The following is a 21022-nucleotide window of genomic DNA, read 5'->3' on the forward strand; positions in this document are numbered from 1 at the left end:
GTGTTCAGCTCGTCCATCGACTGGCGCAGCCCATCGGTCAGCGCACCTCGACGCGGGCGATGTCGCCTGCGGGTTCGAAGCCGAGCACTTGGCCGAGGAACGACAGCTCGGCTTCGAGCGCAGCCACGATGTTGGGTCCGCGGCGGAAGCCGTGCCCCTCGCCTTCGAACACCATGTAGGCGTGCGGCACGCCCGCGTCTGCCAGTGCCGCCACCACCTGCTCGGACTGGCTCTGGGGCACAACCCGGTCCTCGGTGCCCTGCAGCACGATCATCGGAGTACGCAGCTGGCCAGTTCGCCAGATCGGCGAGCGTTCCCGGTACAGCTCGGCCTCCTGCGGGTATGGGCCGATCAGCCCGTCGAGGTAGCGGGCCTCGAACTTGTGGGTGTCGCGAGCCAGCGCTTCGAGATCGGCCACGCCGTACCGGGAGATGCCCGCAGCGAACACGTCGCTGCCCGTGAGCGCGCACAGCGTGGTGTAGCCGCCCGCCGAGCCGCCTTTGATGACCAGGCGCTGCGGGTCAACGTTGCCCTCGACGGCAAGATGAAGCGCTGCAGCGATGCAGTCCTGCGTGTCGACGATGCCCCACTGGCCGGCCAGCAGGTTGCGATAGCCGGTGCCGTAGCCAGTGCTGCCGCCGTAGTTCACGTCTACGACGGCGATGCCCCGGGTGGTCCAGTACTGGATGCCCAAGTCGAGCGAACTGCGGGCCGAACCCGTGGGCCCGCCGTGGCTCAACACGATGAGCGGCGGCTCGCCTGTTTGATCGGCGACCGCCGAATTGGCGGGCGGGAAGAAGAACGCGTGCGCCTGGCGGCCGCCGTCGCTGTCGAAGGTGAACGCCCGCGGGACCGAGACGTCGCCGGGTTCGAGCGCCGACTGCTCGGCGTCGCTGAGCTGACGATGCCCGCCGTCGGGTGAGATTTCCACGATCGCGGCTCGGCGAGTCAGCTGGCGGCCACAGTGACGACTGTGCCGCCTGGGGTCACCGCCAGTCTCCCGAATTCTGTGAACCCGCTCGGGATCTCTTCGAGTTGACCGTCGCGGATGGCTCCGAGGTGCCCGACACCGCCGGACGTCCAGGTGCACCACAGCGTGCCGCCGCCATCCCAGCCGTAGGTAGCCTGCGCGAACACCCATGCCGGCACCCCGAATTCGCGGTTGCTCTCGCCGGGGGCTGTGTCACCCAGCAACGGTTCGGTGGCACCCGTGCGGGTGTCCACCCGGTGAATCGACCACCAACCATCGACATCGGTGACGATATGGAGGCCGCCGTCTGGGCTCCAAGCCGGCTGGGTCAGTGCAGGGCCGTCGACCAGCACCCGATCGCTGCCCGGCACCGGCCTGCCGTCACGCAGGTCCACGAGATGCAGACGGACGTGGTCCCACGGCATGTTCGGGTGGTCCCAGCTGAGATACGCGAGCGTGCTGCCGTCGGGCGCCGGCCTAGGTGAGGAATAGAAGTCGGTACCCGTCGCGACGACACTCACCGTTCCGTCGAGGCGGACCGCAACGAGTTCGTTGCGGGGTTCGTGACCGCCGTCGGTGTGGGTCTCACGCACCCACACGCTGACCGGATCGAAGCTGTCGCCCTCAGCGTTGTCCTGGGGATCTGGCACGAGTGCCGGATCGGCGTAGCGCAACCCCCTGGGAGTGTCCGGCTCAGGGGTCACCGCGTGCGGCTCGCTGCGACCTGTCACATCGAACAGCCGGATCCGATGGTCGCTCATGCAGCTGCCGAGCACGAAATGGCCGTCATCAGGCGCCGTGAACGCAAGCCAAGCCCCGCCGCCGTATTCGTGGACGGAAGTGCGGATGTCCGCTTCCGCCGTACGGGGCACATCGGCGGGCTGAGCGCCGGGTTCGTCGAGCCGCACGCGGACCACGGCGCCTCGCCCACGCTCGAGAGGCCGCTCTTCCACCCAGTAGGCCCAGGCGCCAGCGACGCGTGCTTCGGTCCTTCGCACCGCGCCCGCGGCAACGTCAGCCGCCCGCAGCGGCGACGGCCACGCACCATGTTGAAATTCCCTGGAATTACTGGAATTTCGGCCGCCGTTATCTTGACAACGCGATGGTGAACTCATAGGTTCCTCGTTGGTTTCGATACACCGCTGCGGTCACTCATTCTGAGCAGATTCCGCAGCGGCACCAGCGTGCGCTCCGGGTCCTCCACCGACCCGTGACGCGCAGGTGGACCGGGGGAGCGCCCACCAACTCCCTCGGTCCACACATGCCTGCAATGCCACGTGCGGCCGTTCAAGGGCCGTCGCTGTCCGACGGCGTCGATTCGTGCTGAGCCAGGATCGTCTGCAACGACAGCTCGGTGGCCCGCAACCGCTGCTCGCAGTGCGCGATCAGCGTTGAGGTGCGTTCGACCTTCGATGCCAGCGTGTCGATGTCGACGTCGTCGCCCTCGAGGCTGGTCAGGATCGTTTCGATCTCGGCAATGGACTCGGCGTAGCCGCTGAGCTCGCCGTCATCTGTCACAGGGTCTGTCATGGGTTGTCTGTCCCCCGGTCGGTCGGGTCGGCAATTGATGTGGCAGTCGGTGCGTTCACGGTGCTGGCGAACTCCGCATCCAACGTTTGAGTGGTGATCGTGGCTCCGGCAGCGGGCATCGAACGCACGACGGCACCGTCGGCTGCACGCGTGATCGAAAAGCCGCGAGCCAACGTTCGCTGTGGCGCGAGTGCGGCAATCACGGCCGCAGCTGAACGCAGCTGGGCGTGCGCCTCCGATACTCGCCGTTCGGCACGGTGTGCGAGCCGCAGCCGTGCCTGGCCCAGGCGAGCACGCGGCCGGCCCAGACGCCGCTCGGTCAGCAGGCCGAGCGCTCCACGAGCTGCCGCCAAGCGAGCTGCTGCTGCGGCTGCCCGGGAGCGGGCAGTCCGATGGAGTTCGCGCCGTGCCCGAACCAGGCGTTCGTCAAAGCTGGCGACATGGGCGATGAGGGCGGCGGCGCACGCGGTCGGCGTCTTGGCAGCCGTGTGTGCCACCTGGTCCGCCACCGAGGTGTCGATCTCATGGCCGATCCCGCAGAACACCGGCAGCGGGCACGTCGCGATGGCCTTCGCAACGCTGGCGAGGTCGAATGCCAACAGGTCGGTGCGGTCGCCGCCGCCGCGCACAACGGCGATGACGTCAACCTCGGCGCTCCCGAGCGTGCGCAGCGCCGCGACAAGGTCGGCTTCGGCGGTGACGCCTTGCACCCGGGCGTCGCAGAGCAACACCTCGAACGCGTAGCCGCTCGCTGACAGCTCGTGGATGAAGTCGGCGTGGGCTGCGCTGCCGGCCGCCGTGATGAGGCCGACGCGCAGCGGAACCAGCGGCAGCGGCACAGCGGCATTGCGCCGCAACAGCCCCGAGGCAGCCAGCTCGGCCAGCGTGCGCTCGCGGTCGGCGGCCAGCACACCGAGTGTGAAGTGTGGGTCGACGCCGCTCATGATGAGCTGCACCTGCCCGCTGCCTGCGTAGTACTCCACCTCGGCGCGGATCCGCACCTCGATGCCGTCGTCGAGCGTCAGCCCGCCTCCGGCAGCCAGATCCCGGTTCACGAATCGTTGGCGTCCCTTGAACAGCGCCACCCGCATGCGCGCGCCCCGGCGGTCCTTGCCCATGCCCGGCTCGATGAGGTTGAAGTAGATGTGGCCGCTCGCCGCCTGCGAGTAGCCGATGATCTCGCCGCGCACCCAGACCTCGGAGCTGAAGGCCAGCCGGATCGTCTCTTCGATGGCGGCCGCGAGGTCCGACACCGACCAGGTGCCGTCGGGCTGAGGGGCGTCGTCGCCGGCCACGGCTTCGAAGCCTTCAACAGCGCTGCTCACGGCCCTGAGGCTGTCACGAAATCGCGCCCGCCGCGACCGAATTACGACTCGAGAACCCGGCTGCCGGTCAGGCGGTCACCGTGGTCAGCGTCGATAGGGTGCGCTGCGGAAGGTTGCCAGAGCGGACGAATGGGGCGGTCTCGAAAACCGTTGTGGCCTTCGGGTCACCGTGGGTTCGAATCCCACACCTTCCGCCATTCAAACACCGAAAAATGGCTCTGACCAGCAGTTTTATAGTCACTGACTATTCTGTTATGCGGTGAGTCATCAGATTCGTGCATCGCGGAGAAATGAATTCGGCAGATTCTCGGTCCAACTTTGAGGGTGTCGCCCGTTAGGCACGAGCCGCCTCGATCCGGATGACCTATCCGAGACGTTAACGAGCGAGGTGCCGGGTCGGTCGTAATCCCGGGCGATCACGGCTCCGCTGCACCCCGGAATCTGCCGCGCACGAGTCCGGGAATTGGGTCTTGCGCGTCGTCCAAGTCGACGAGAGGGTCCCCAGCTCCGGTACGCGACTCACGTACCGAGCTACATCGACATCGACGGAGATATCGATGTGCATGGCGAGATCGAGAACACCCAGATCGACATCGCCGGGAACGTCGAAGTCGCCGGACCTGTGCGGCTCGGCGAAAAAGAGCTTCGCTGCAATTCCGCATCGTTCGGAGCAGGACTCACATCAGCAGGTGAGGTCATCTGCGAGACGCTCGACGTGACCGGCGACGTCCGAATCTCAGGGCACACGCTTCTCGGCTAGGGCAAGAACTCGTCACGTGGGATGAACCGGGCAAGTCTGGCGAGAGCGCGACTTATGTTCCTCGTCTTGTTTCCTCGCACCAGAGCGTGTGCTGGCTCTCCCGGATTGGGTGCCGCCACAGGTTGCTGATCGTGGCGGCGTGCCTCAGCCGCCGTGAACGCTGCCACACGCACGCCTTCCTTCAACGTGGCAGACCGGTCTTCCTGAATCGTGGCTCGATCAACTGACAAGTCGAAGCCCTTGAACGCCGCGCTGGTGACGCGTCCTTCTTCATAGTGGTCTTCGTGAACTCTGCGCCACAAGACCTCGCCGTCGTCAAGATCGACATAGCAGTTCAACGGGTTTGGTACCCCATTGACGCCAAGTGGAGGCGCAGTTCCTCTCTAGACGCGTCGTCTTGGTCAGTTTCGTTGCCATCGGCATCGACGAAGAACAGAGCGAGAGGCATACCGGCGCGGACTTCAACTTCCAGTTCGAAGCGGTCGCGTATCCACTCCATCTGCACACCTCCGTCAGGCAGTGGCGAGGTGATGGGCTTGGCGATCTGCGGACCAAGCGACTCCAGCAATCCGAGCGCTCCGTTGACAGCATGTCGGCTGATGCGTTGCTCGCCGTATCCGTTCCAATTCTCCGGCAAGTCCAAGAATCCTCGCAGTCGTTTCTCGACTGCGGGCAACCACGTCGGACTGCGGCTCTCGACCCGTGTCGCGGTATCACTGTCCGAACGAACGCGCCAGGCGGGCGTCGAGCAGTTGCCGCAAACCCACTCAGCACGCTGCTGCATGTGTTCCTGCGTGATCGAGTTCACTGAAGCCTTCCCCATATCCGGTGTCCGTGCGCTGTTGTCACTGACGTGAAACCACGAACGATCCACTCCCGCGCCGTTTCCATAAACGCAAGAGCGCCGTCCAGGTTGCTGTCCTCTATTGGAAGATGACCGCGGCTCTGCAGGTACAAGGCGAGTAGTCCGTTCTCGTCGTCATCAGTGGCTTCCCAAGCCTCAACGTTGAGCCAGCCAAAGGTCGGGAGATGATAGTGGAGGTAGATCGCGGTCATCTCTGGTTCGGGCAGGAATTCGTCACTGTGCGACCCGTTCCATGGGGCGAGCAGGGCAGCAGTATCGCTGCCCCCAGACCAACCTTGTGCTTCACCCAGTCGATTCACGTACAGCACGTCGCAAACGTTCGGCTCGGGTGCTTCAAGACCGTCTGCCTCCAAACGGACCGTGAGCCGCTGCCAGGCAGTGACGAAGAACTCCCGAATCGTCTCAAATCGTGGGTACTCATCGAGTGCATTGCTCTTCTGCCAATTCACCGTCAGCCGATCGGATTGGAATTGGATCACTCGATTCCCGGTGTTGTCAGTCAGCCACAGCCTCTCCGTCGGAGGGGACGCCACTGCATCTTCCTCCGAACCGACAGAAGAGTCCAGTGGCGGTAGAGGTTCGCGTATCGAGGAGACGGGCACCATGTCCGCCCACACCTCGGACATGTGCTCGATCCCGCCAGCTTCGATCGGTAGTGGTTCGGCGAACTGGACAGCCAATGCCACTTCGGTGACCGGTGGATGTCTGTAGTCCGGGCGAGGGCTGGAGACTTGGGACACCGCGCTCAGCATGACATAAGGCTGAAGGAGTCAGTTAGCCGCGGCGCACGCAGACGGGTGTCCAGTTGAGTCATGAGCGCTCCCAATCCGAACTGCCGCAGGATGCCGAGGAATCTGCTGGACATTGCCGTCGAACTAGCACGGCTCTCGGCTCGACGGGTGGATGTCTCGTTCCGCATGTCCCAACCTGGCGCAGCCGCATGACTGGGTCGATTCTTCGTCACAACGGTCATCCGGGGTCAATGGTACTGCGAACGAACGCGCGGACCCATGACGCGACAGCCGCACCGTCACCGGTCCACGACGGATTCGAGACGCCCTGCCACAACCGGCTCGGAGGCATCGGGCAGCCATACCCACACGAAGACTGTGCTTGGATTCAGCCGCGGACTAGAAGTCGTCATCGACGACACGGTGACGCACTCTCTGGGGCAGCACGGCCAGGCGAGCGTCGACGAGTTCGGACTCCCGTGTCCGCGTTGCGGCGTCTTCGCTGAACAGACGCACACCCACCAGCGAGGCTGCCTCGAAGACCGTGCCCAACGCGACCGATGGGTCGCCACGGTCGACCCGATGCTGCAACCGTCCCGCCCTCAAGGGCGAGACGGTTGTCGTGGTGGGTTGGCTGCGGGCGGGCGTGCTACTCGAGCATGGGGCACGGGAGTGCGTCGGGTCCCGTCGTCATGGTCCCGGTTGAGTTCCAGCGGATCTTGATGGGGGCGCTCACGTTCACCACCGCGGGGAAGCCGACGCCGTCGGGGGTGACGGCGGCGACGTAGTAGGTGAAGGTGTGGCCGTTGGCGCCGGGTCGCAGCGGTTCGTGGACATAGGAGCGGTCGCCGGCGGCGAGGGTGGCGATGTCGTAGCCATAGCGGCGGTAGTCGGTGTTGGGTTTGCGTTGGCTGATCACGGGGTGTCCGTAGTGGGTGCGCATGATCTTGTAGCCGGTGATGTTGGCGGCGCCGGCGGGGGGTTGCCAGTTCAGGGTGACCTTCTTGCAGAAGCTGGCTTTTTCGCCTGTGAGGCGGCCCCTATCGTCTCTGACCCTGACGATGACCGATCCGGCGATGTCGCTGATGGCGGCTGTCAGGTTCTGCGGCGCGGCGACGGGCCGGGTGTAGGGCTGGCCGTTGTAGGTCACCAGGCTGGTCAGGGGCACGAACGCCAGGGGGGCGCCCAGGTGCGGCGTGCTGGGCCCCACGTCGAGTTCCCGCAGGTTGCCGAGGCCCTCGAAGAAGCCGTTGTAGTGGTTGTTGTTGATGAATTGGATGCCTCGTCCTTCGTATCCCACGTTGGCGAGGCGCAGGGTCTCCAGGCTGTCCAAGCCGTCGAAGATGCCCGCATGCCAGTCGGACGACATCAGGAGGTGGTTGTCGCTGAGGTCCAGTTCGGTCAGGCTTCCCAGGTTGGCGAAGATGCCTGGGGGCAGCGAGTCCAGCGAGGTGTCGCTGAGGTCCAGGTGCGTCAGGCCGGCAAGCCCGTCGAGGTCGACCCATTTCAGGGACCGGGACTTGGTCACCCGGGCGTCCAGTGCGGTGATGGCCGCCATGTCCTGCCACGAGACCGAGTCGCAGGAGTCGGCGCCGGGGGTGGCCGCCAGGATCGCCTGGACCACCTGTGCGGTGCGTCCGCAGATGTCGTACAGGGCCGGGCTCGACTTCGAGTAGGCGCCGGTGCCCTCGTCGTTGGTGGCGCGCACCTGCACGGCCACGTCGTCGATGTTGGCGGCGCTCAGGCCGGTGATGGCGGCGGTGCGGGCGGTGCCGGTGTGGGACACGTCGTTCCACGCCCCGCTGCCGCCCAGCCTGTATCGCACGTCGTAGTCGGTGACCGGTGGGCCGCTGTTGGCCGGCGCGGTCCAGTGAACGGCCAGCTTGTCGGTGTTCGCCGCGACGGTGCGCACTCTGGGCGCGGCGGGCGCCCGAGGCGGCTCAGCCACGTCGGTGATGGTGATGGTCACCGCGATGTCGGCGGTGTTGGTAACGGTGTGGGTGCCGTCGGTGGCGCGCACCTGCACCGAGTAGCCCGACTTGGACTCGAAGTCATAGGCCACCCCGGACTTGGTCCGGATCTGGCCGCTGGACTGATCGATGGCGAACGACCTCGCGTCGGCGCCGCGCAGGCTGTAGCGGACCGTGTCGTCGGCGTCGGCGTCGCTGGCCGCCACGGGGGCGCCGACGTTCGCGCCGGCGCCGGGGTTCTCGGCCACGCTGCGCGCTGCGGGCGCGGTGTCGGCGAACACCGGCGCGCTGTTCGCAGCGCTGCCGACGGTGAACACCTCAGACAGGGCGTAGTAGGGCAGCTGCCGGGTATCGGTATAGGTCCCATTCGCGTTGAGGGGATCGCCGGTGCCGTTGAGGCGGCCGAAACGGACGCTGCTGTCGCCCAGCGCCGCCGTCGCCGCTGTGCCGTTGCTGTTGCTGCCGGTCCAGACCTCGCCGTTGGCGGGGAAAGACAGATTGCCGCCGCGGTTCCTGGAGTTGGCCTCGTCGTCCCAGGTCCCGTCGTAGAAGTCCTCGTAGTCGTCGGCGACCTTGGAACCGTTCAGCCAGTAGATCGGGAGGCCCTTGGCGGTGTTGGTGTAGGTGGTTGCGGTGTTGTCGCGGGCGTCGTCGTCATCGGTGCTGCCCACGACCGTGAACCCCGAGGCATAGGGCTTGATGGCCCGATGACCCGCTCTGGCGTTGCCCTGGGCCTCGCTGTTGTAGTCGCCGATGTCGCTGGAGTTCGGCCTGAGGGTCCTATGGGTCACGAACAGCAGCCGGAACTGGCCGCCCGCGGCCACCCCGCTGGGCTTGAGCTCCCAGTTCAACGCGACGGCGGTCGCCGTGGCGGTCGTGGCCCGGCCCGAACCCGACCAGGCGGTGACGCCCTCGATGTTGCGCGCCCGCACCTGCACCTCAAAGGCCGTGCCAGCCGTGAGGCCGGCGATCGTGGTGCTGAGCCCGGTGCCGTTGTGGGGCCACTCGATCCAGGCCCCGCTGCCGTCGGTGCGGTATTGCATGTCGTAGTCGTTGATCGGGTGGCTGGTGTTGGCCGGCGCCGTCCAGGTCACCTTCAGATGGCTCGTGCTGCCCGTCGCGGACACCGTGGGCGCGCCCGGCGCGGCCGATTGCGGCTCGTCCACATCGGTCACCGTGATGGTCACGGCGATGGTGGCGCTGTAGGTGCCGTCGGTGACGGTCACCTCCACGAAGTAGCGGGACTTGGTCTCGTGGTCATAGGACACCCCGGCCTTGGTCAGGATCCGCCCGCTGGTCGTGCCAATGTTGAACGACGCCGCGTCCGTGCCCCCCAGGCTGTAGGTCAGCGTGTCGCCGATGTCCGCGTCGGTAGCCGCCACCAGGGCACCGACATTGGTGAAAGCCCTGGAGTTTTCGGCCACGCTGCGCGACGCCGGGTCCGAATCGGTGAACACCGGCGAGCTGCCGCCCACCGTGAACACCTCCGAGAGGGCGTAGTAGCGAAAATTCGAATGCGGTGTAGAAAACGCGTAAGTGCCTACAGTGTTGGCTTCGCAATCGATGGGACCGCCCGCACCGGTGAGGCATCCGAGAGCGACGGTGGAGGCGCCCAAGGCCTGCGAGTTGTTGTCAGTTATCGCTTCGGTCCCGTTGCTGTTGCTTCCGGTCCAGATCCAGGTGTTGTGCGAGCCGACTCTGTTGCCGTTGCGGCCCCGGGGGTTGGCCTCGTCGTCCCAGGAGCCGTCGTGGAAGTCCTCGTAGTCGTCGGCGACCTTGGAACCGTTCAGCCAGTAGATCGGGACGCCCCTGTTGATGTTGGTCCAGGCGGTCGAGGTGTTGTCGCGGGCGTCGTCGTCGTCGGTGCTGCCGACGACGCGGAACCCCGAGGCGTAGGGCTTGATGGCGGAGTGGGCGTTGCTGGCGTTGGCCTGGGACTGGACGTAGTCGTTGTAGTCGTCGATGTCGGTGGAGGTCGGGGCGTGGCCTGGGTGGGTGACGAACAACAGCCGGAACTGGTTGCCGGCGCTGAGGCCGCTGGGCGTGAGAGCCCAGTTCAGGGGCACGACTGAGTCGGCGTCGGTGAACACCGCGAGTCTGGGCACCACCTGCACGAACTCCGACGCTCCCTCCTTTTGGTCCTCTTGGTTGGCTGTTTGGTCCTCTTGGTCGGCTGTTGCGGGCTCCGGCGGGGCTGGTGGGGTGTCGGCTCTGACGTAGCCGGACCACTGGCTGACGCCGGTGGGGCTGATCGCCTTCGCCCGGTAGACGTAGGTGCTCGACGCCGTTACCGAACTGTCGGTGTAGCTGGTCTCGGGGCCGGCGTTGGCCTCGATCACGTGGAAGACGCCCACTGCGTCCGCGTCGCGGTTGCGGCGAAGGATCGCGTAGTGGGTGACGGTCTGGTCCGTTGAGGCCGTCCAGGTGAGGGTGACCTCATCGTGCTCGGCGGAGGCCCCGAGGTTGTGGGGCTTGGCCGGGGGGTCGGCGCCGACCGCAGCCGGAGTCGGGGCCACCTCCTGGTTCTGGGCCCAGGCGGGGACAGCCACGACGACGGTGGCCACCAGCGCCACAGCAGCGCCCACCAGAACGGCGCGTCTCACGGCGCTGGGCGGGTTCATGGACCCGGGTTCGCCGGAGTTGCCGGAACGGCGCGATCTGGGGGGGGGGGGGGGCTACAACCACCTTCGGATTTTTCGTTGTGCAGCGCTTGTGCTCAGCGCGTGGCCCGTTGTGAGGCATCAACATATAGATATGAGACGTCAAGATACTGTAGAGCACGCCCGCGAGCAGACCGTCTGCGAGCGAACCGGGCCGGATGCCGCGTCTCGCCGGGCCAGCACTTCGGCATGGGCGGTGGGGTCGTTGGTGATCTCGCGCTCGTTGTGGCGCGCCGCGACGATCTCGTCGCCTTCGGAAGCGACATGGGAAAGTTCGAGCGTCGGTTAGTCCGCATCAATCAGCTCCCCGATGACGCAGTAGCCGAGACCCGGGTGCTGCTAACCGAAATCAAGACGATTTCAGAGCGCGCATGACGAGCCTGAGGAGGCATACTCTGCGGTATGCCTGATTCGACTACCATCAAGGTCTCGGCTCGGACCCGGGATGCCTTGCGTCAGCTTGCCGATCGTGAGGGGCTCACGTTCGACGCGCAGATCGAGAAGCTGATCCGGCGCGAACGTCGTCGCATCATCGGGGCTCAGCTCGCGAGTGCCCCGCTCGATGCCGACGACGAGGCTGTGCTCGATGCGTCTGCGAGCGATGTCGCTGATGCAAGCGGGTGACGTCGTCCGCTGCGATTTCGGGACGCCGGCGAGGGGCGAGCCCGGATTCGTCCGACCGGCCATCGTCGTCACCTCCGATGATGTGCTCGAGTTCCGTCAACACGCGATCGTGGTCGTACCTTGCACGACGACCAGGCGAGGTTGGTTGAGCGAGGTTGAGATCGCTGGCTTCGGTGTCGCCCAAGCGCACCTGCCCACCACCCTCGGCGTCGACCGCGTCGTCGAGACGACGGGCACCAACACCGGGCCCGTCGCGCTGCGTCAGATTCGAGAACTCATCGCTGACCTGCTCGGACTCTGACCCAGCCATCCGGTGACGCAGAACCGCAGGCCCACCGCGACGCTCGCTTCCGGTGCCGCCGGGTGACTTGAGGGGAAGGGTTCCTCCGACTCCTGCATGGTGCTGCGCACTCAGCGGTGATTGCTGAAGAACTCGCTGAGCAGCTCGCCACACTCGGATTCGCGTACTCCGCCAATCACCTCAGAGTTGTGGTTGAAGCGGGGGTCCACGAGCAGGTTGTAGAGCGTGGCAGCAGCGCCGGCCTTGGGGTCATACGCCCCGAAGACCACCCGGGCCACCCGGGCCGACAGGGCTGCCCCGGCGCACATGGGGCACGGTTCGAGCGTCACCGCCAGCGTCGCGTCTGACAGTCGCCAGTCTCCGACGGCGGCGGCTGCGTCGCGCAGCGCCAGCACTTCAGCATGCGCGGTGGGGTCGTTGGCGGCCTCGCGCTCGTTGTGGCGTGCCGCCAGCACCTCGCCATCGACAATCACGACGGCGCCGACGGGCACCTCGCCAGCCGCCGCAGCCAGCCGGGCCTGCTCCAATGCCAGCTCCATGGCTGCTTCGTCTGTCACACCGAGAGTGTGCCGCTCTTTCGTGGCCTCATGCAGTCGTTATGCCGCGGCGGGCTTTGGCTCGCTCGCGCATCCGGGCGTGGGCCTTGGGCGTGCCGTCGTGGAAGGTGCCGAACAGCCTGTCGAGCGGCACAGGCCGATTGCCGTAGTTGCACTCGAAATAACGATGGTGCAGGTGGTGGAAGTAGTCGGCTCCAGCCATGGTGGGCCCGGAGCGCTTGCCGATCTCGAAGCGCTCGAAACCCGAGTGGGAAAACGCCGTAGCGACGCTGTTGGACAGCAAGGTGAGGATCAGGATGAATGGGTGAGCGGGCACCACCCACCACAGCACGATCATGCTGAGGTACATCATGTGCTCGACCGGGTGCATCGACAGCCCGCTCCACGGACCCGTGTTCACATTGTGGTGGTGCAGGTAGTGCACGTGGTCATAGACCCAGCGCATGTGCAGCACCCGGTGGATGCCATAGAAGTGAGTCACCGACCACAGAGACGCAATCACCGTCAGCGCGCAGATGTACGGCCACCATGTGCCCCACTCCACCGACGGGATCCAGTCGTTGGCGTAGAACCACAAGGTGAGTGCCTCATAGGCCGACCAGACGCCACAGCCGCTGACCAAGCACCAGAACATGTTGTCCCGGGTCTGGTTATTCCACAGGAACGACCGGTTCGTGGTGCTGAGCCATCGGCGGTTGTACTTGTAGCGCTGCTGCTGGATCCGCCGGCCGTACAGCGCCACATGCAGCGTTCCTGCGACCAGCGTGAACACCACCACGTTGCGGAGGTAGATCTCCAAGATCCACCTGGGGTGCAGGCTCTCCATGCGCTCCATGGACGGCGTGAAGAAGTTCCACACCACCGCGGACATCGCCACCCAGAGCATTCCCTGCGGGAGCATCATCAACGCAATGTGCCGCAGCGTCGCTAGCGGCCGCGGCGGCCAGTCCAGAATCGTCGACACCGAGATGGGCAAGTCCGGCTCGAAACCCTTGGTCTCGATGCCGCGCGACCTGCTGTCGGTCATGAATCCTGAGTCTGACACGCGGAGAGTGTGGGATTCGAACCCACGGAGGCCGATGAAGACCTCACACGCTTTCCAAGCGAGCCCATTCGTCCACTCTGGCAACTCTCCAACAAGAGACGTGTCGCCGTCTGGCGAGGCGGCCAGGTGATCTGCGGCACACAACGAGGTCCGCTGAGAGCTGCTGCCTCCCGGCCCTGACTCGGTTCACGGGTCGCCGTTGCACAGGACCCGGCCGCCACGTCAGACGGCGACACACACCAAACGCTAACCGTAGAACCGTCTCAAGAGTCACCGTCAGGGGCCTAGCGGCCCGTGAGCGCAGCGAACAAGGCGGCAGGCAATCGGCGGCGCGGCGACGGTCGCCAAAACTCCGCGGCTCCTTTTAGGATCGCTGCGAGATGCCGCACCAGTCGCTCTACCGGAGGTTTCGACCTCAGCGGTTTGCAGAGGTAGTCGGACAGCCTCACCTGGTCCGGGCCTTGAGCAATGCCGTCCGCGAGGACCGCGTCGGTCACGCGTACCTGCTGAGCGGCCCCCGCGGCACCGGCAAGACCTCCACCGCACGCATCCTGGCCAAAGCGCTCAACTGCGAGGCGCTCGGCGACGACGGCGAACCGTGCGGTACGTGCCACAGCTGCACCGCAGTTGCCGCGGGCACCTCGTTGGACCTCATCGAGCTTGACGCAGCGTCCAACAACTCGGTCAACCACATCCGCGACATGACCGAGAAGGCAGCCCTGGTCAGCTCCGGGCGTCGCAAGGTGTACCTGCTCGACGAGGTGCACATGCTGTCCACGGCGGCCTCGAATGCGCTGCTCAAGACCTTGGAGGAACCGCCGTCCCACGTCGTGTTCATCCTGGCCACGACTGATCCGCAGAAGGTGCTGCCCACCATCCGCAGCCGCACCCAGCAGTTCGAGCTCTCGCTGGTCGGAGCGGACGAGATGGCCCCGCACGTGCGAGCCATCGCCGAGGCGGCTGGAGCGCCAGTCGACGACGCGGTCGTGGACTACGTGACCGATCGCGGCGGCGGATCCGTGCGCGACGCGCTCTCCGCACTCGACACCGTGCTGGCGGCCGGTGGCATCCCCGACGACCGCACCGACGTGAACGCACTTGTGCAGGCACTGGCGAATGCCGACCTCGCGGCGACGCTTATTGCGGTGGCCGAAGCGACGTCGGCGGGTGTCGACGCCCGGGACCTCGCCGAGCGCACGGCGCGCCGCCTGCGCGACATGTTCCTGGTGGGTGCCGGTGTGGAGCCCGCCGAGCTGACTCCTGCCGATATCGCGTCGGCGCGTGAGCTGAGCGACGCGATGGGTCGCCGAGCCAACGTACGGGCTCTTGAGGCCCTCGGCAGTGCGCTGGCGCAGATGCCGCAATCAGCCGACCGCCGCTTGACGCTGGAGACCGCGCTGGTGGGGCTGCTCGCCGACGAGGTGCTGGGTTCGGGCGCACCATCGGCGGCTGTGCCAGCGTCTGCGGCACCGGCGCGGGGCCCGACGGGTCGGGTTGCCCCTCCCGCTGGCGGTCCCGCGGCCGCCCGGGCGGCTATGGCGGCAACCAAGGCGCCGCCTTCCCTGGACGCCCCCCGGGTCGCTGCACAACCGCCGCCGCCGCCCGCTCCGCCGCCCGCTGCTTCGGTGCCGCCGGCCGCGGCACCTCCCACGTCGCCCACCGAAGCCGAACCGCAACCCGAAGCGGCTGAGCGCACACCTGCGTCAGCGATGACGACTGCGGATCTGCAGCGCATCTGGGAGACGCAGATCGTTGAGCGGCTGCGTCCCGTCGCCGCGGGACTGTTCCGCGAGGCCAACGTCCTCGCCCACGACCGCAACGTGGTGACCGTGCGGCTCAGCGAAGGCGTGCCTGTTGATCAGGCCCAACGCCGCTGCAACGAGGTTGAAGCAGTCCTCTCGGAAGTGCTCGACCAGACGGTCCGCCTCGAAGTGAGCGGTTCGGGCAACGTGGCTGGTCCGGCCTCGACGGCACACGACGACGCTCCTCCGCCTCCGCCCGTGCCAACGGCACCGGCCGAGGTCGCCTCGCCTCCGCCCTCACACGACGCTGCTCCGGCTGCGAGTGCACCCGAGGGAGGCACCGCGCAGCAGTCCGAGACCGGCAGCGCAAGCGCATCAGCGGTATCGCAGGAGTCCGTGTCGCAGGAGTCCGTGTCGCAGGAGTCCGTGTCGCAGGAGACTGGCTTATCGGCCTCCTCGCAGGAGTCCAAGGTGCGCCAGATCGTGGACCGTTTTCCCGGCTCGGTCGTGGTCCACGTCGACGAGGGCACAACCTGACAGCCTTGACCGGCAGCGGGCGACGTCCACTTCACGCACGGTGGCGGGAACCACGCTGGCGACACACCACCAGCAGCAGGGACTGACGTGTACGACGACGCGGTCGAAGACCTGATCGACGAGCTCAGCCGCCTGCCCGGCATCGGTCCCAAGGGTGCGCAGCGCATCACTTTCTGGCTGCTGAAGCGGCCCGCGGCCGACGCCCACCGCCTCGCGGCAGCCATCACCGCAGCCAAGGACCGTGTCGGATTCTGCGGCCAGTGCTGGAACCTCAGCGAGACCGACCCGTGCGCCTATTGCGACGACCCGGCCCGACGCAACGGCATGGTCTGCGTGGTTGAGGAACCACGTGACGTGATTGCCATGGACAAAGCTGGCTTCCGAGGCCGCTACCACGTGCTCGGCGGGGCGCTCAACCCGCTCGAAGGCGTCGGCCCCGAGCAGCTGCGCATCCGCGAACTGCTCGCACGACTCGACAGCGAGTCGGTCACCGAGCTGATCGTGTGCACCAACCCCAACATCGAAGGCGACACCACCGCCATGTACCTGGCCCGACAGCTCGAACCGCTGGGCGTGGCTGTGACCCGACTCGCCAGCGGCCTGCCCGTCGGCGGCGACCTCGAGTACGCCGACGAACTCACGCTCGAACGAGCCCTCCGCAACCGCCGCACCATCACTCCGTAGATCTCGGCGTAAATCGCTGGACGGGCCGGCGGCAGCTGCCTACGGTCCGGGCGGCACTTCCCCGGCGGCCTGCGCATTCGAACTGCGCGTTCGAGGAGTGTCATGGCTGCCCACAACCCCAACGACCGAGCTGCCCCGGACCTGCCCGTGGCGGTGTTCCGACCGTCGCCCGATGAGCGCGTGATGGTGGCCGGACCGTGCCACGCCCGGGCACTGTGCCTGAGCGCCGGCGCTAACCCGGGGGGCGTCGCTGCGGTGTTCGTGGATCCGTGCGGCGTGCTGCTGGCCATTGCCACCGCCCCCGCAGCCGTCGTGGGGGCGATGCTCGTCGACCCGGCCCCGTTCGCCCGGCTCACCGAACTGCTCGGAGCCAGCCGCATCTACCTCGAGGTTCCCGGCGCCGACGCACCGGCAGTTGCCGATGCTGTCAAAGCCGCGCTGTGGCCGCTGTGCGTAGCGACCGAGGTTCTGCCGCGTGTCGCTGCTTAGGCAACTCGGAGGATGACGGCGTCGCCTTGGCCGCCGCCCCCGCACAGCGCCGCGGCGCCGAGCCCGCCGCCGCGACGGCGCAGCTCGCCGATGAGCGTGAGTGCCAGGCGGGCACCCGACATGCCAATGGGGTGTCCGAGCGCCACCGCACCGCCGTTGGGGTTCACGATTTCGGGCGACACGCCCAGATCAGCCGTCGACGCCACGGCTACCGCGGCGAAAGCCTCGTTGATCTCGAACAAGGACAGGTCCTCGACACCCAGCTCGGTGCGCTGCAGCGCCCGACGAATGGCATTCGCCGGCTGGTTCAGCAGGCAGGTGTCAGGCCCAGCCACCATGCCGTACGTGAGGACCTCAGCCAGCGGTTCGACGCCGTGCCGTTCGGCTGCTTCGGCAGACATGACCACGACTGCGCAGCCGCCGTCGGAGATCTGTGATGCGTTGCCGGCCGTGACCGCGCCCTCTGCCGCAAAAGCGGGACGTAGCGCCGCCAAGCTCTCCGAGGTCGTCCCGGGCCGAATGCCTTCGTCATCGAGCACTGCCAGCGGCTCGCCCCGCCGTTGAGGGATGTTGACCGTGACGATCTCGTCGTCGAGACGGCCTTCCTTCTGAGCCGACGCGGCACGCTCGTGCGACTGCGCCGAGAACTCGTCCATAGCGCTGCGTGAGATCCCCGCACCAGCGGCATCCCGCTCGGTGCCGTCGCCCATGTGCCGGTCGTCGAAGGCACACCACAGGCCATCGTGGATCATCGCGTCCAGCACGGTGCCTGATCCCATGCGCATGCCGTTGCGACCTTCGGGCAGCAGGTACGGGGCATTCGTCATCGATTCCATGCCACCCGCCACGACGACGTCAGCGTCGCCCGCCGCGACCATCTGGTCGGCCATGTAGATGGCGTTCAGGCCGGACAAGCAGACCTTGTTGACCGTGATGGCCGGCACCTCCATCGAAATGCCCGCTGCGGTCGCCGCCTGCCGGGCTGTGATCTGCCCCTGGCCCGCCTGCAACACCTGTCCCATCACGACGTAGTCGACATCGGCAGCTGCAATGCCTGAGCGCTCAAGCGCTCCTTCGATGGCAACGCCGCCGAGCTGGGCGCCCGTCAGGCCGGCCAACGCGCCGTTGAACTTGCCGATCGGCGTCCGAGCGCCCCCGGCGATCACAGAACCAGCCATCGCGACCCCTTCGCTTCTGCCCGCGCTCACAGCCCCTGCGCCGAGACACGGATGTATGAACGGCAAGTATACGAAACGGCTCTAGACGCTACCGTTGCGAGGAGCTGGCGGCGGCTCCCGACGTCGCGCCGCACGGTTAGCGTTCGGGCTCGTGAAGCAGTTCGCTGATGCCATCGCCGCCGGTGCGTCCGGTTCCGATCTTGAGGCAATGCCGATCCCGGAGAGCTTCAGGGCGGCGCACGTACTGCGCAATGAGCAAACGATGTTTGAGGGCCGCGCCTCAGCCGAAAAGGACCCTCGCGAGGCCATGCACATCGGCGACGTCGCGACGCCCGGGCTGGCTCCTGACGAGGTGTACCTGGCGGTGATGGCCAGCTCGATCAACTTCAACACCGTGTGGAGCTCGATCTTCGAACCGCTGCCGACGTTCGGCTTCCTGGACCGTCTCGGTCGCGAGAGCCCCTGGGGCGCCCGTCACGCGCTCGACTACCACGTGCTGGGCTCCGACGCCTCGGGCGTGGTGCTGCAGGTCGGCTCGGCGGTGCGCAACTGGCGTCCCGGCGACCGGGTCGTCGTGCACTGCAACTACGTCGACGACCAGGACCCAGCCGCTCACGAGGACTCGATGATGGCCTCCAACCAGCGGATCTGGGGCTTCGAGAGCAACTTCGGCGGTCTCGCCGACCTCTCGATGGTGAAGGCCAACCAGCTCATGCCCAAGCCGACGCATCTCAGCTGGGAAGAAGCGGCCGTGAATGCGCTGTGCGCATCCACCTCGTACCGGATGCTGGTCGGCGACAACGCTGCTCGCATGAAACAGGGCGACTCGGTGCTCGTCTGGGGCGCCTCGGGCGGGCTCGGCGGCTATGCCTGCCAGCTCGTGCTCAACGGCGGCGGCGTGCCGATCGGCGTGGTCAGCTCACCCGACAAAGCCGAGTTGCTCCACCAGCTCGGCGTCGACCACGTCATCGACCGCAGCGCCGACGGCTACCGCTTCTGGGCCGACGAGAACACCCAGGACGAGCGCGAGTGGCGCCGCCTCGGAAAGACGGTGCGGGGCCTCATCGGCGACGACCCCGACATCGTGTTCGAGCATCCCGGCCGATCCACGATGGGCGCTTCGGTGTTCGTCGCCAAGCGCGGCGGCAAGATCGTGACGTGTGCCGCCACCAGCGGCTACATGATCGAGTACGACAACCGTCACCTGTGGATGCGGCTCAAGCGGATCGTCGCGAGCCACTTCGCCAACTACACCGAAGCATGGGCGATGAACCGCCTCATCGGACAGGGCCGCATCCAGCCGACCCTGTCCAAGACGTACACGCTGGACGAGACCGGTCTTGCGGCATGGCAGGTGCATTGCAACTTGCACGAGGGCAAGCTCGGCGTGCTGTGCCTGGCGTCCGGGCCCGGGCAGGGCATCACCGATCCGGACAAGCGCGAACAGATCGGCGAAGAGAAGATCACGCTGTTCGCGCGCCACGCTGCATCGCTGGAAGCCGCCAACGCCTGAAGCCGCCGACAAGAAAGTGCCGAGCCGATGATCCTGACCGAGATCGACCATGTCGCCATCGCCGTGAAGGACCTTGATGCGGCAGTCGCCTACTACGCCGAGGCATTCGGAGCCGAGGTCGCCCACCGTGAGACTGTCGACTCTGACGGTGTCGAAGAAGCCCTGATCAAGGTGGCTGACAGCTACATCCAGCTCACCGCCGCGACCCGTCCCGATTCGCCGATTGCCAAATTCCTCGACCGCCGGGGCGAAGGCCTCCACCACATCGGCTACCGGGTGGACGATTGTGCAGCGGCCCTCGGAGCGATGATTGACGCCGGCGCCGTGCCCATCGACACGGCCCCCCGTCCGGGCTCGCGCGGCACAACCGTTGCGTTCGTGCATCCCAAGGGGAACCTGGGCACGCTCGTCGAACTCGTCGAGGAATAGGCTCCCCGACACGGGGGCAGGGCCGCGCTGGACGGGCTCGCGCCACCTGTGCCACTGGGAGGGCCGAAATGACCACATTCACAAGACGACTTGCCATTGTGCTTGCCGTCGTCGCGATGCTTGCTGCAGGGTGCACTGGCAGCGACGACAGCGAGGCGTTCAAGATCGGCTTGGTCACCGACACCGGCAAGGTTGACGACAAGAGCTTCAACCAATCGGCGTGGGAAGGCGCACAGGAAGCCGCCGCCGCGCTGGGTGTAGAGGCCGACTACATCGAGACCGAAGAGGCCAAGGACTACGAGAACAACATCGGCTTGTTCGTCGAGGACGGCGCGAACGTCATCATCACCGTCGGCTTCGGCCTGGGCGACGCCACGATCGCCGCCGCCAAGGCGAACCCGGACATCTTCTTCATCGGCGTCGACCAGTTCCAAGGCGAAGCGCTGCCCAACCTGGCCGGGCTGATCTTCCCCGAGGACAAGTCGGGCTTCTTGGCCGGAGCGCTCGCGGGCATGCTCACCGAGACCGACATCGTGGGCGCCGTGCTGGGCACCGACCTGGTCCCGCCAGTGGTGGCCTTCAAGGAAGGCTGGGAGCACGGTGCGCGCTACACCAACGCAGGCGTGCAGACGATCTCCACGTATCACCCTGGCGGCCTTGACGTGGCCTTCGGCGACCCCGACTGGGGTGCCGCAACTGCACGCCAGGCGCTTGACCAGGGCGCGGACATCATCTTCGGCGCAGGCGGTGCCACCGGCAACGGGGCGCTCATCGAGATCGCCTCGCAAGACGGCGCGTACTGCGTGGGCGTCGACACCGACCAGTGGAACACCGTGCCCGAAGCGCAGCCGTGCTTGTTGACGAGCGCTATGAAGCTCATCACCCCGGGTGTGGCCGACCTGGTCGCCCAAGCCAGCGCAGGTGAGTTCACTGGTGGCAACTACCTCGGCGAGGTCGGACTGGCTCCGTTCCATGACTTCGACGATGTCGTCACCGATGACATGCGTGCCACGCTCGACGACGTGCTGGTGGGCCTGAACGACGGCAGCATCGACACCGGCTGGCCGCCGGGCTGATCCAGCGAGGCACGAACTGAGTCGGTCGCCGTGGGC

20 protein-coding genes, 2 tRNA genes, 1 other RNA gene and 1 pseudogene are annotated in these 21022 nt (G+C 66.7%); 10 read left to right on the forward strand and 14 right to left on the reverse strand.

The window, feature by feature from the left end; all coding sequences use genetic code 11:
- Nucleotides 1–37: 37 nt before the first annotated feature.
- The 4 genes from ACOQPH_RS15890 to xseA all read right to left on the reverse strand — a co-directional run bounded on the left by ACOQPH_RS15890 (nt 38) and on the right by xseA (nt 3825).
- Nucleotides 38–931: an alpha/beta hydrolase family protein gene (locus ACOQPH_RS15890; protein ID WP_420622301.1), complete on the reverse strand. Its 894-nt coding sequence runs from the start codon at nt 929–931 to the stop codon at nt 38–40.
- 17 nt (nt 932–948) lie between these two features.
- A complete protein-coding gene (locus ACOQPH_RS15895) occupies nt 949–1968 on the reverse strand; it encodes a TolB family protein (RefSeq protein WP_420622302.1) in 1020 nt (339 codons plus the stop codon).
- 289 nt (nt 1969–2257) lie between these two features.
- Nucleotides 2258–2500, reverse strand: a complete 243-nt coding sequence (gene xseB / locus ACOQPH_RS15900) for an exodeoxyribonuclease VII small subunit (protein WP_420622303.1) — start codon at nt 2498–2500, stop codon at nt 2258–2260.
- Nucleotides 2497–3825 (reverse strand): exodeoxyribonuclease VII large subunit, encoded by a 1329-nt coding sequence (gene xseA / locus ACOQPH_RS15905; RefSeq protein ID WP_420622304.1) that lies wholly within the window; start codon nt 3823–3825, stop codon nt 2497–2499. The genes xseB and xseA overlap by 4 nt, the downstream gene beginning before the upstream one ends.
- A 107-nt stretch (nt 3826–3932) precedes the next feature.
- On the opposite strand from xseA, the gene ACOQPH_RS15910 reads away from it, so the two are divergent.
- A tRNA-Ser gene (locus tag ACOQPH_RS15910) sits at nt 3933–4022 on the forward strand.
- Nucleotides 4023–4384: 362 nt separating this feature from the next.
- A complete protein-coding gene (locus ACOQPH_RS15915; RefSeq protein ID WP_420622305.1) occupies nt 4385–4585 on the forward strand; it encodes a hypothetical protein in 201 nt (66 codons plus the stop codon).
- 334 nt (nt 4586–4919) lie between these two features.
- On the opposite strand, the gene ACOQPH_RS15920 is transcribed toward ACOQPH_RS15915, so the two are convergent.
- The 5 genes and pseudogenes from ACOQPH_RS15920 to ACOQPH_RS15940 form a co-directional block, all read right to left on the reverse strand.
- Entirely contained in the window at nt 4920–5222 is a 303-nt protein-coding gene (locus tag ACOQPH_RS15920) for a hypothetical protein (protein WP_420622306.1), read from the reverse strand.
- A gap of 167 nt (nt 5223–5389) precedes the next feature.
- Entirely contained in the window at nt 5390–6202 is an 813-nt protein-coding gene (locus tag ACOQPH_RS15925; protein ID WP_420622307.1) for a TIGR04255 family protein, read from the reverse strand.
- 378 nt (nt 6203–6580) lie between these two features.
- Nucleotides 6581–6787, reverse strand: coding sequence for a hypothetical protein (locus tag ACOQPH_RS15930; protein WP_420622308.1), 207 nt, complete (start codon nt 6785–6787; stop codon nt 6581–6583).
- A 43-nt stretch (nt 6788–6830) separates the two neighbouring features.
- Nucleotides 6831–10754, reverse strand: coding sequence for a fibronectin type III domain-containing protein (locus tag ACOQPH_RS15935; protein WP_420622309.1), 3924 nt, complete (start codon nt 10752–10754; stop codon nt 6831–6833).
- 213 nt (nt 10755–10967) lie between these two features.
- Nucleotides 10968–11048: pseudogene (locus ACOQPH_RS15940) on the reverse strand (tRNA-specific adenosine deaminase); the annotation flags it as partial.
- A gap of 165 nt (nt 11049–11213) precedes the next feature.
- On the opposite strand from ACOQPH_RS15940, the gene ACOQPH_RS15945 reads away from it, so the two are divergent.
- A complete protein-coding gene (locus ACOQPH_RS15945; RefSeq protein WP_420622310.1) occupies nt 11214–11435 on the forward strand; it encodes a toxin-antitoxin system protein in 222 nt (73 codons plus the stop codon).
- Complete coding sequence (locus tag ACOQPH_RS15950; protein ID WP_420622311.1) at nt 11398–11736, forward strand: type II toxin-antitoxin system PemK/MazF family toxin; 339 nt, start codon at nt 11398–11400, stop codon at nt 11734–11736. Before ACOQPH_RS15945 ends, ACOQPH_RS15950 begins: the two co-directional genes overlap by 38 nt.
- A 110-nt stretch (nt 11737–11846) precedes the next feature.
- On the opposite strand, the gene tadA is transcribed toward ACOQPH_RS15950, so the two are convergent.
- The 4 genes from tadA to ffs form a co-directional block, all read right to left on the reverse strand.
- Complete coding sequence (gene tadA / locus ACOQPH_RS15955; protein WP_420624371.1) at nt 11847–12275, reverse strand: tRNA adenosine(34) deaminase TadA; 429 nt, start codon at nt 12273–12275, stop codon at nt 11847–11849.
- 46 nt (nt 12276–12321) lie between these two features.
- On the reverse strand, nt 12322–13338 hold the full coding sequence (locus tag ACOQPH_RS15960; protein WP_420622312.1) for a sterol desaturase family protein: 1017 nt from the start codon (nt 13336–13338) through the stop codon (nt 12322–12324).
- A 1-nt stretch (nt 13339) separates the two neighbouring features.
- Nucleotides 13340–13428 (reverse strand) — tRNA-Ser (locus ACOQPH_RS15965).
- A 27-nt stretch (nt 13429–13455) separates the two neighbouring features.
- Nucleotides 13456–13554, reverse strand: an RNA gene (ffs, locus tag ACOQPH_RS15970) — signal recognition particle sRNA small type.
- 164 nt (nt 13555–13718) lie between these two features.
- On the opposite strand from ffs, the gene dnaX reads away from it, so the two are divergent.
- The 3 genes from dnaX (at nt 13719) to ACOQPH_RS15985 (ending at nt 16790) form a co-directional block, all read left to right on the forward strand.
- A complete protein-coding gene (dnaX, locus tag ACOQPH_RS15975) occupies nt 13719–15617 on the forward strand; it encodes a DNA polymerase III subunit gamma/tau (protein ID WP_420622313.1) in 1899 nt (632 codons plus the stop codon).
- 87 nt (nt 15618–15704) lie between these two features.
- Entirely contained in the window at nt 15705–16301 is a 597-nt protein-coding gene (recR, locus tag ACOQPH_RS15980; protein WP_420622314.1) for a recombination mediator RecR, read from the forward strand.
- Between the two features lie 102 nt (nt 16302–16403).
- On the forward strand, nt 16404–16790 hold the full coding sequence (locus ACOQPH_RS15985) for a hypothetical protein (RefSeq protein WP_420622315.1): 387 nt from the start codon (nt 16404–16406) through the stop codon (nt 16788–16790).
- Here ACOQPH_RS15985 and ACOQPH_RS15990 read toward each other — a convergent pair.
- Complete coding sequence (locus tag ACOQPH_RS15990) at nt 16787–17968, reverse strand: acetyl-CoA C-acetyltransferase (RefSeq protein WP_420622316.1); 1182 nt, start codon at nt 17966–17968, stop codon at nt 16787–16789. The genes ACOQPH_RS15985 and ACOQPH_RS15990 overlap by 4 nt on opposite strands.
- A 151-nt stretch (nt 17969–18119) precedes the next feature.
- Between ACOQPH_RS15990 and ccrA the strand changes: the two genes are divergently transcribed.
- From ccrA to ACOQPH_RS16005, 3 genes are all read left to right on the forward strand, one after another.
- Complete coding sequence (gene ccrA, locus ACOQPH_RS15995) at nt 18120–19481, forward strand: crotonyl-CoA carboxylase/reductase (protein ID WP_420622317.1); 1362 nt, start codon at nt 18120–18122, stop codon at nt 19479–19481.
- 27 nt (nt 19482–19508) lie between these two features.
- A complete protein-coding gene (gene mce / locus ACOQPH_RS16000; RefSeq protein ID WP_420622318.1) occupies nt 19509–19910 on the forward strand; it encodes a methylmalonyl-CoA epimerase in 402 nt (133 codons plus the stop codon).
- A gap of 68 nt (nt 19911–19978) precedes the next feature.
- Nucleotides 19979–20986, forward strand: coding sequence for a BMP family ABC transporter substrate-binding protein (locus ACOQPH_RS16005; RefSeq protein WP_420622319.1), 1008 nt, complete (start codon nt 19979–19981; stop codon nt 20984–20986).
- Nucleotides 20987–21022: the final 36 nt, after the last annotated feature.

This window comes from Candidatus Poriferisodalis sp. (assembly GCF_965221945.1).
Lineage (GTDB): Bacteria > Actinomycetota > Acidimicrobiia > Acidimicrobiales > Poriferisodalaceae > Poriferisodalis.

Bases quoted from the DNA above. Each gene is read 5' to 3' on its own strand.
- xseB (WP_420622303.1), bottom strand. From the start codon at position 2,500: ATGACAGACCCTGTGACAGATGACGGCGAGCTCAGCGGCTACGCCGAG.
- ACOQPH_RS15925 (WP_420622307.1), bottom strand. From the start codon at position 6,202: ATGCTGAGCGCGGTGTCCCAAGTCTCCAGCCCTCGCCCGGACTACAGA.
- ACOQPH_RS15945 (WP_420622310.1), top strand. From the start codon at position 11,214: ATGCCTGATTCGACTACCATCAAGGTCTCGGCTCGGACCCGGGATGCC.
- ACOQPH_RS15950 (WP_420622311.1), top strand. From the start codon at position 11,398: ATGCGTCTGCGAGCGATGTCGCTGATGCAAGCGGGTGACGTCGTCCGC.
- tadA (WP_420624371.1), bottom strand. From the start codon at position 12,275: ATGGAGCTGGCATTGGAGCAGGCCCGGCTGGCTGCGGCGGCTGGCGAG.
- dnaX (WP_420622313.1), top strand. From the start codon at position 13,719: ATGCCGCACCAGTCGCTCTACCGGAGGTTTCGACCTCAGCGGTTTGCA.
- ACOQPH_RS15985 (WP_420622315.1), top strand. From the start codon at position 16,404: ATGGCTGCCCACAACCCCAACGACCGAGCTGCCCCGGACCTGCCCGTG.
- ACOQPH_RS15990 (WP_420622316.1), bottom strand. From the start codon at position 17,968: ATGGCTGGTTCTGTGATCGCCGGGGGCGCTCGGACGCCGATCGGCAAG.
- mce (WP_420622318.1), top strand. From the start codon at position 19,509: ATGATCCTGACCGAGATCGACCATGTCGCCATCGCCGTGAAGGACCTT.
- ACOQPH_RS16005 (WP_420622319.1), top strand. From the start codon at position 19,979: ATGACCACATTCACAAGACGACTTGCCATTGTGCTTGCCGTCGTCGCG.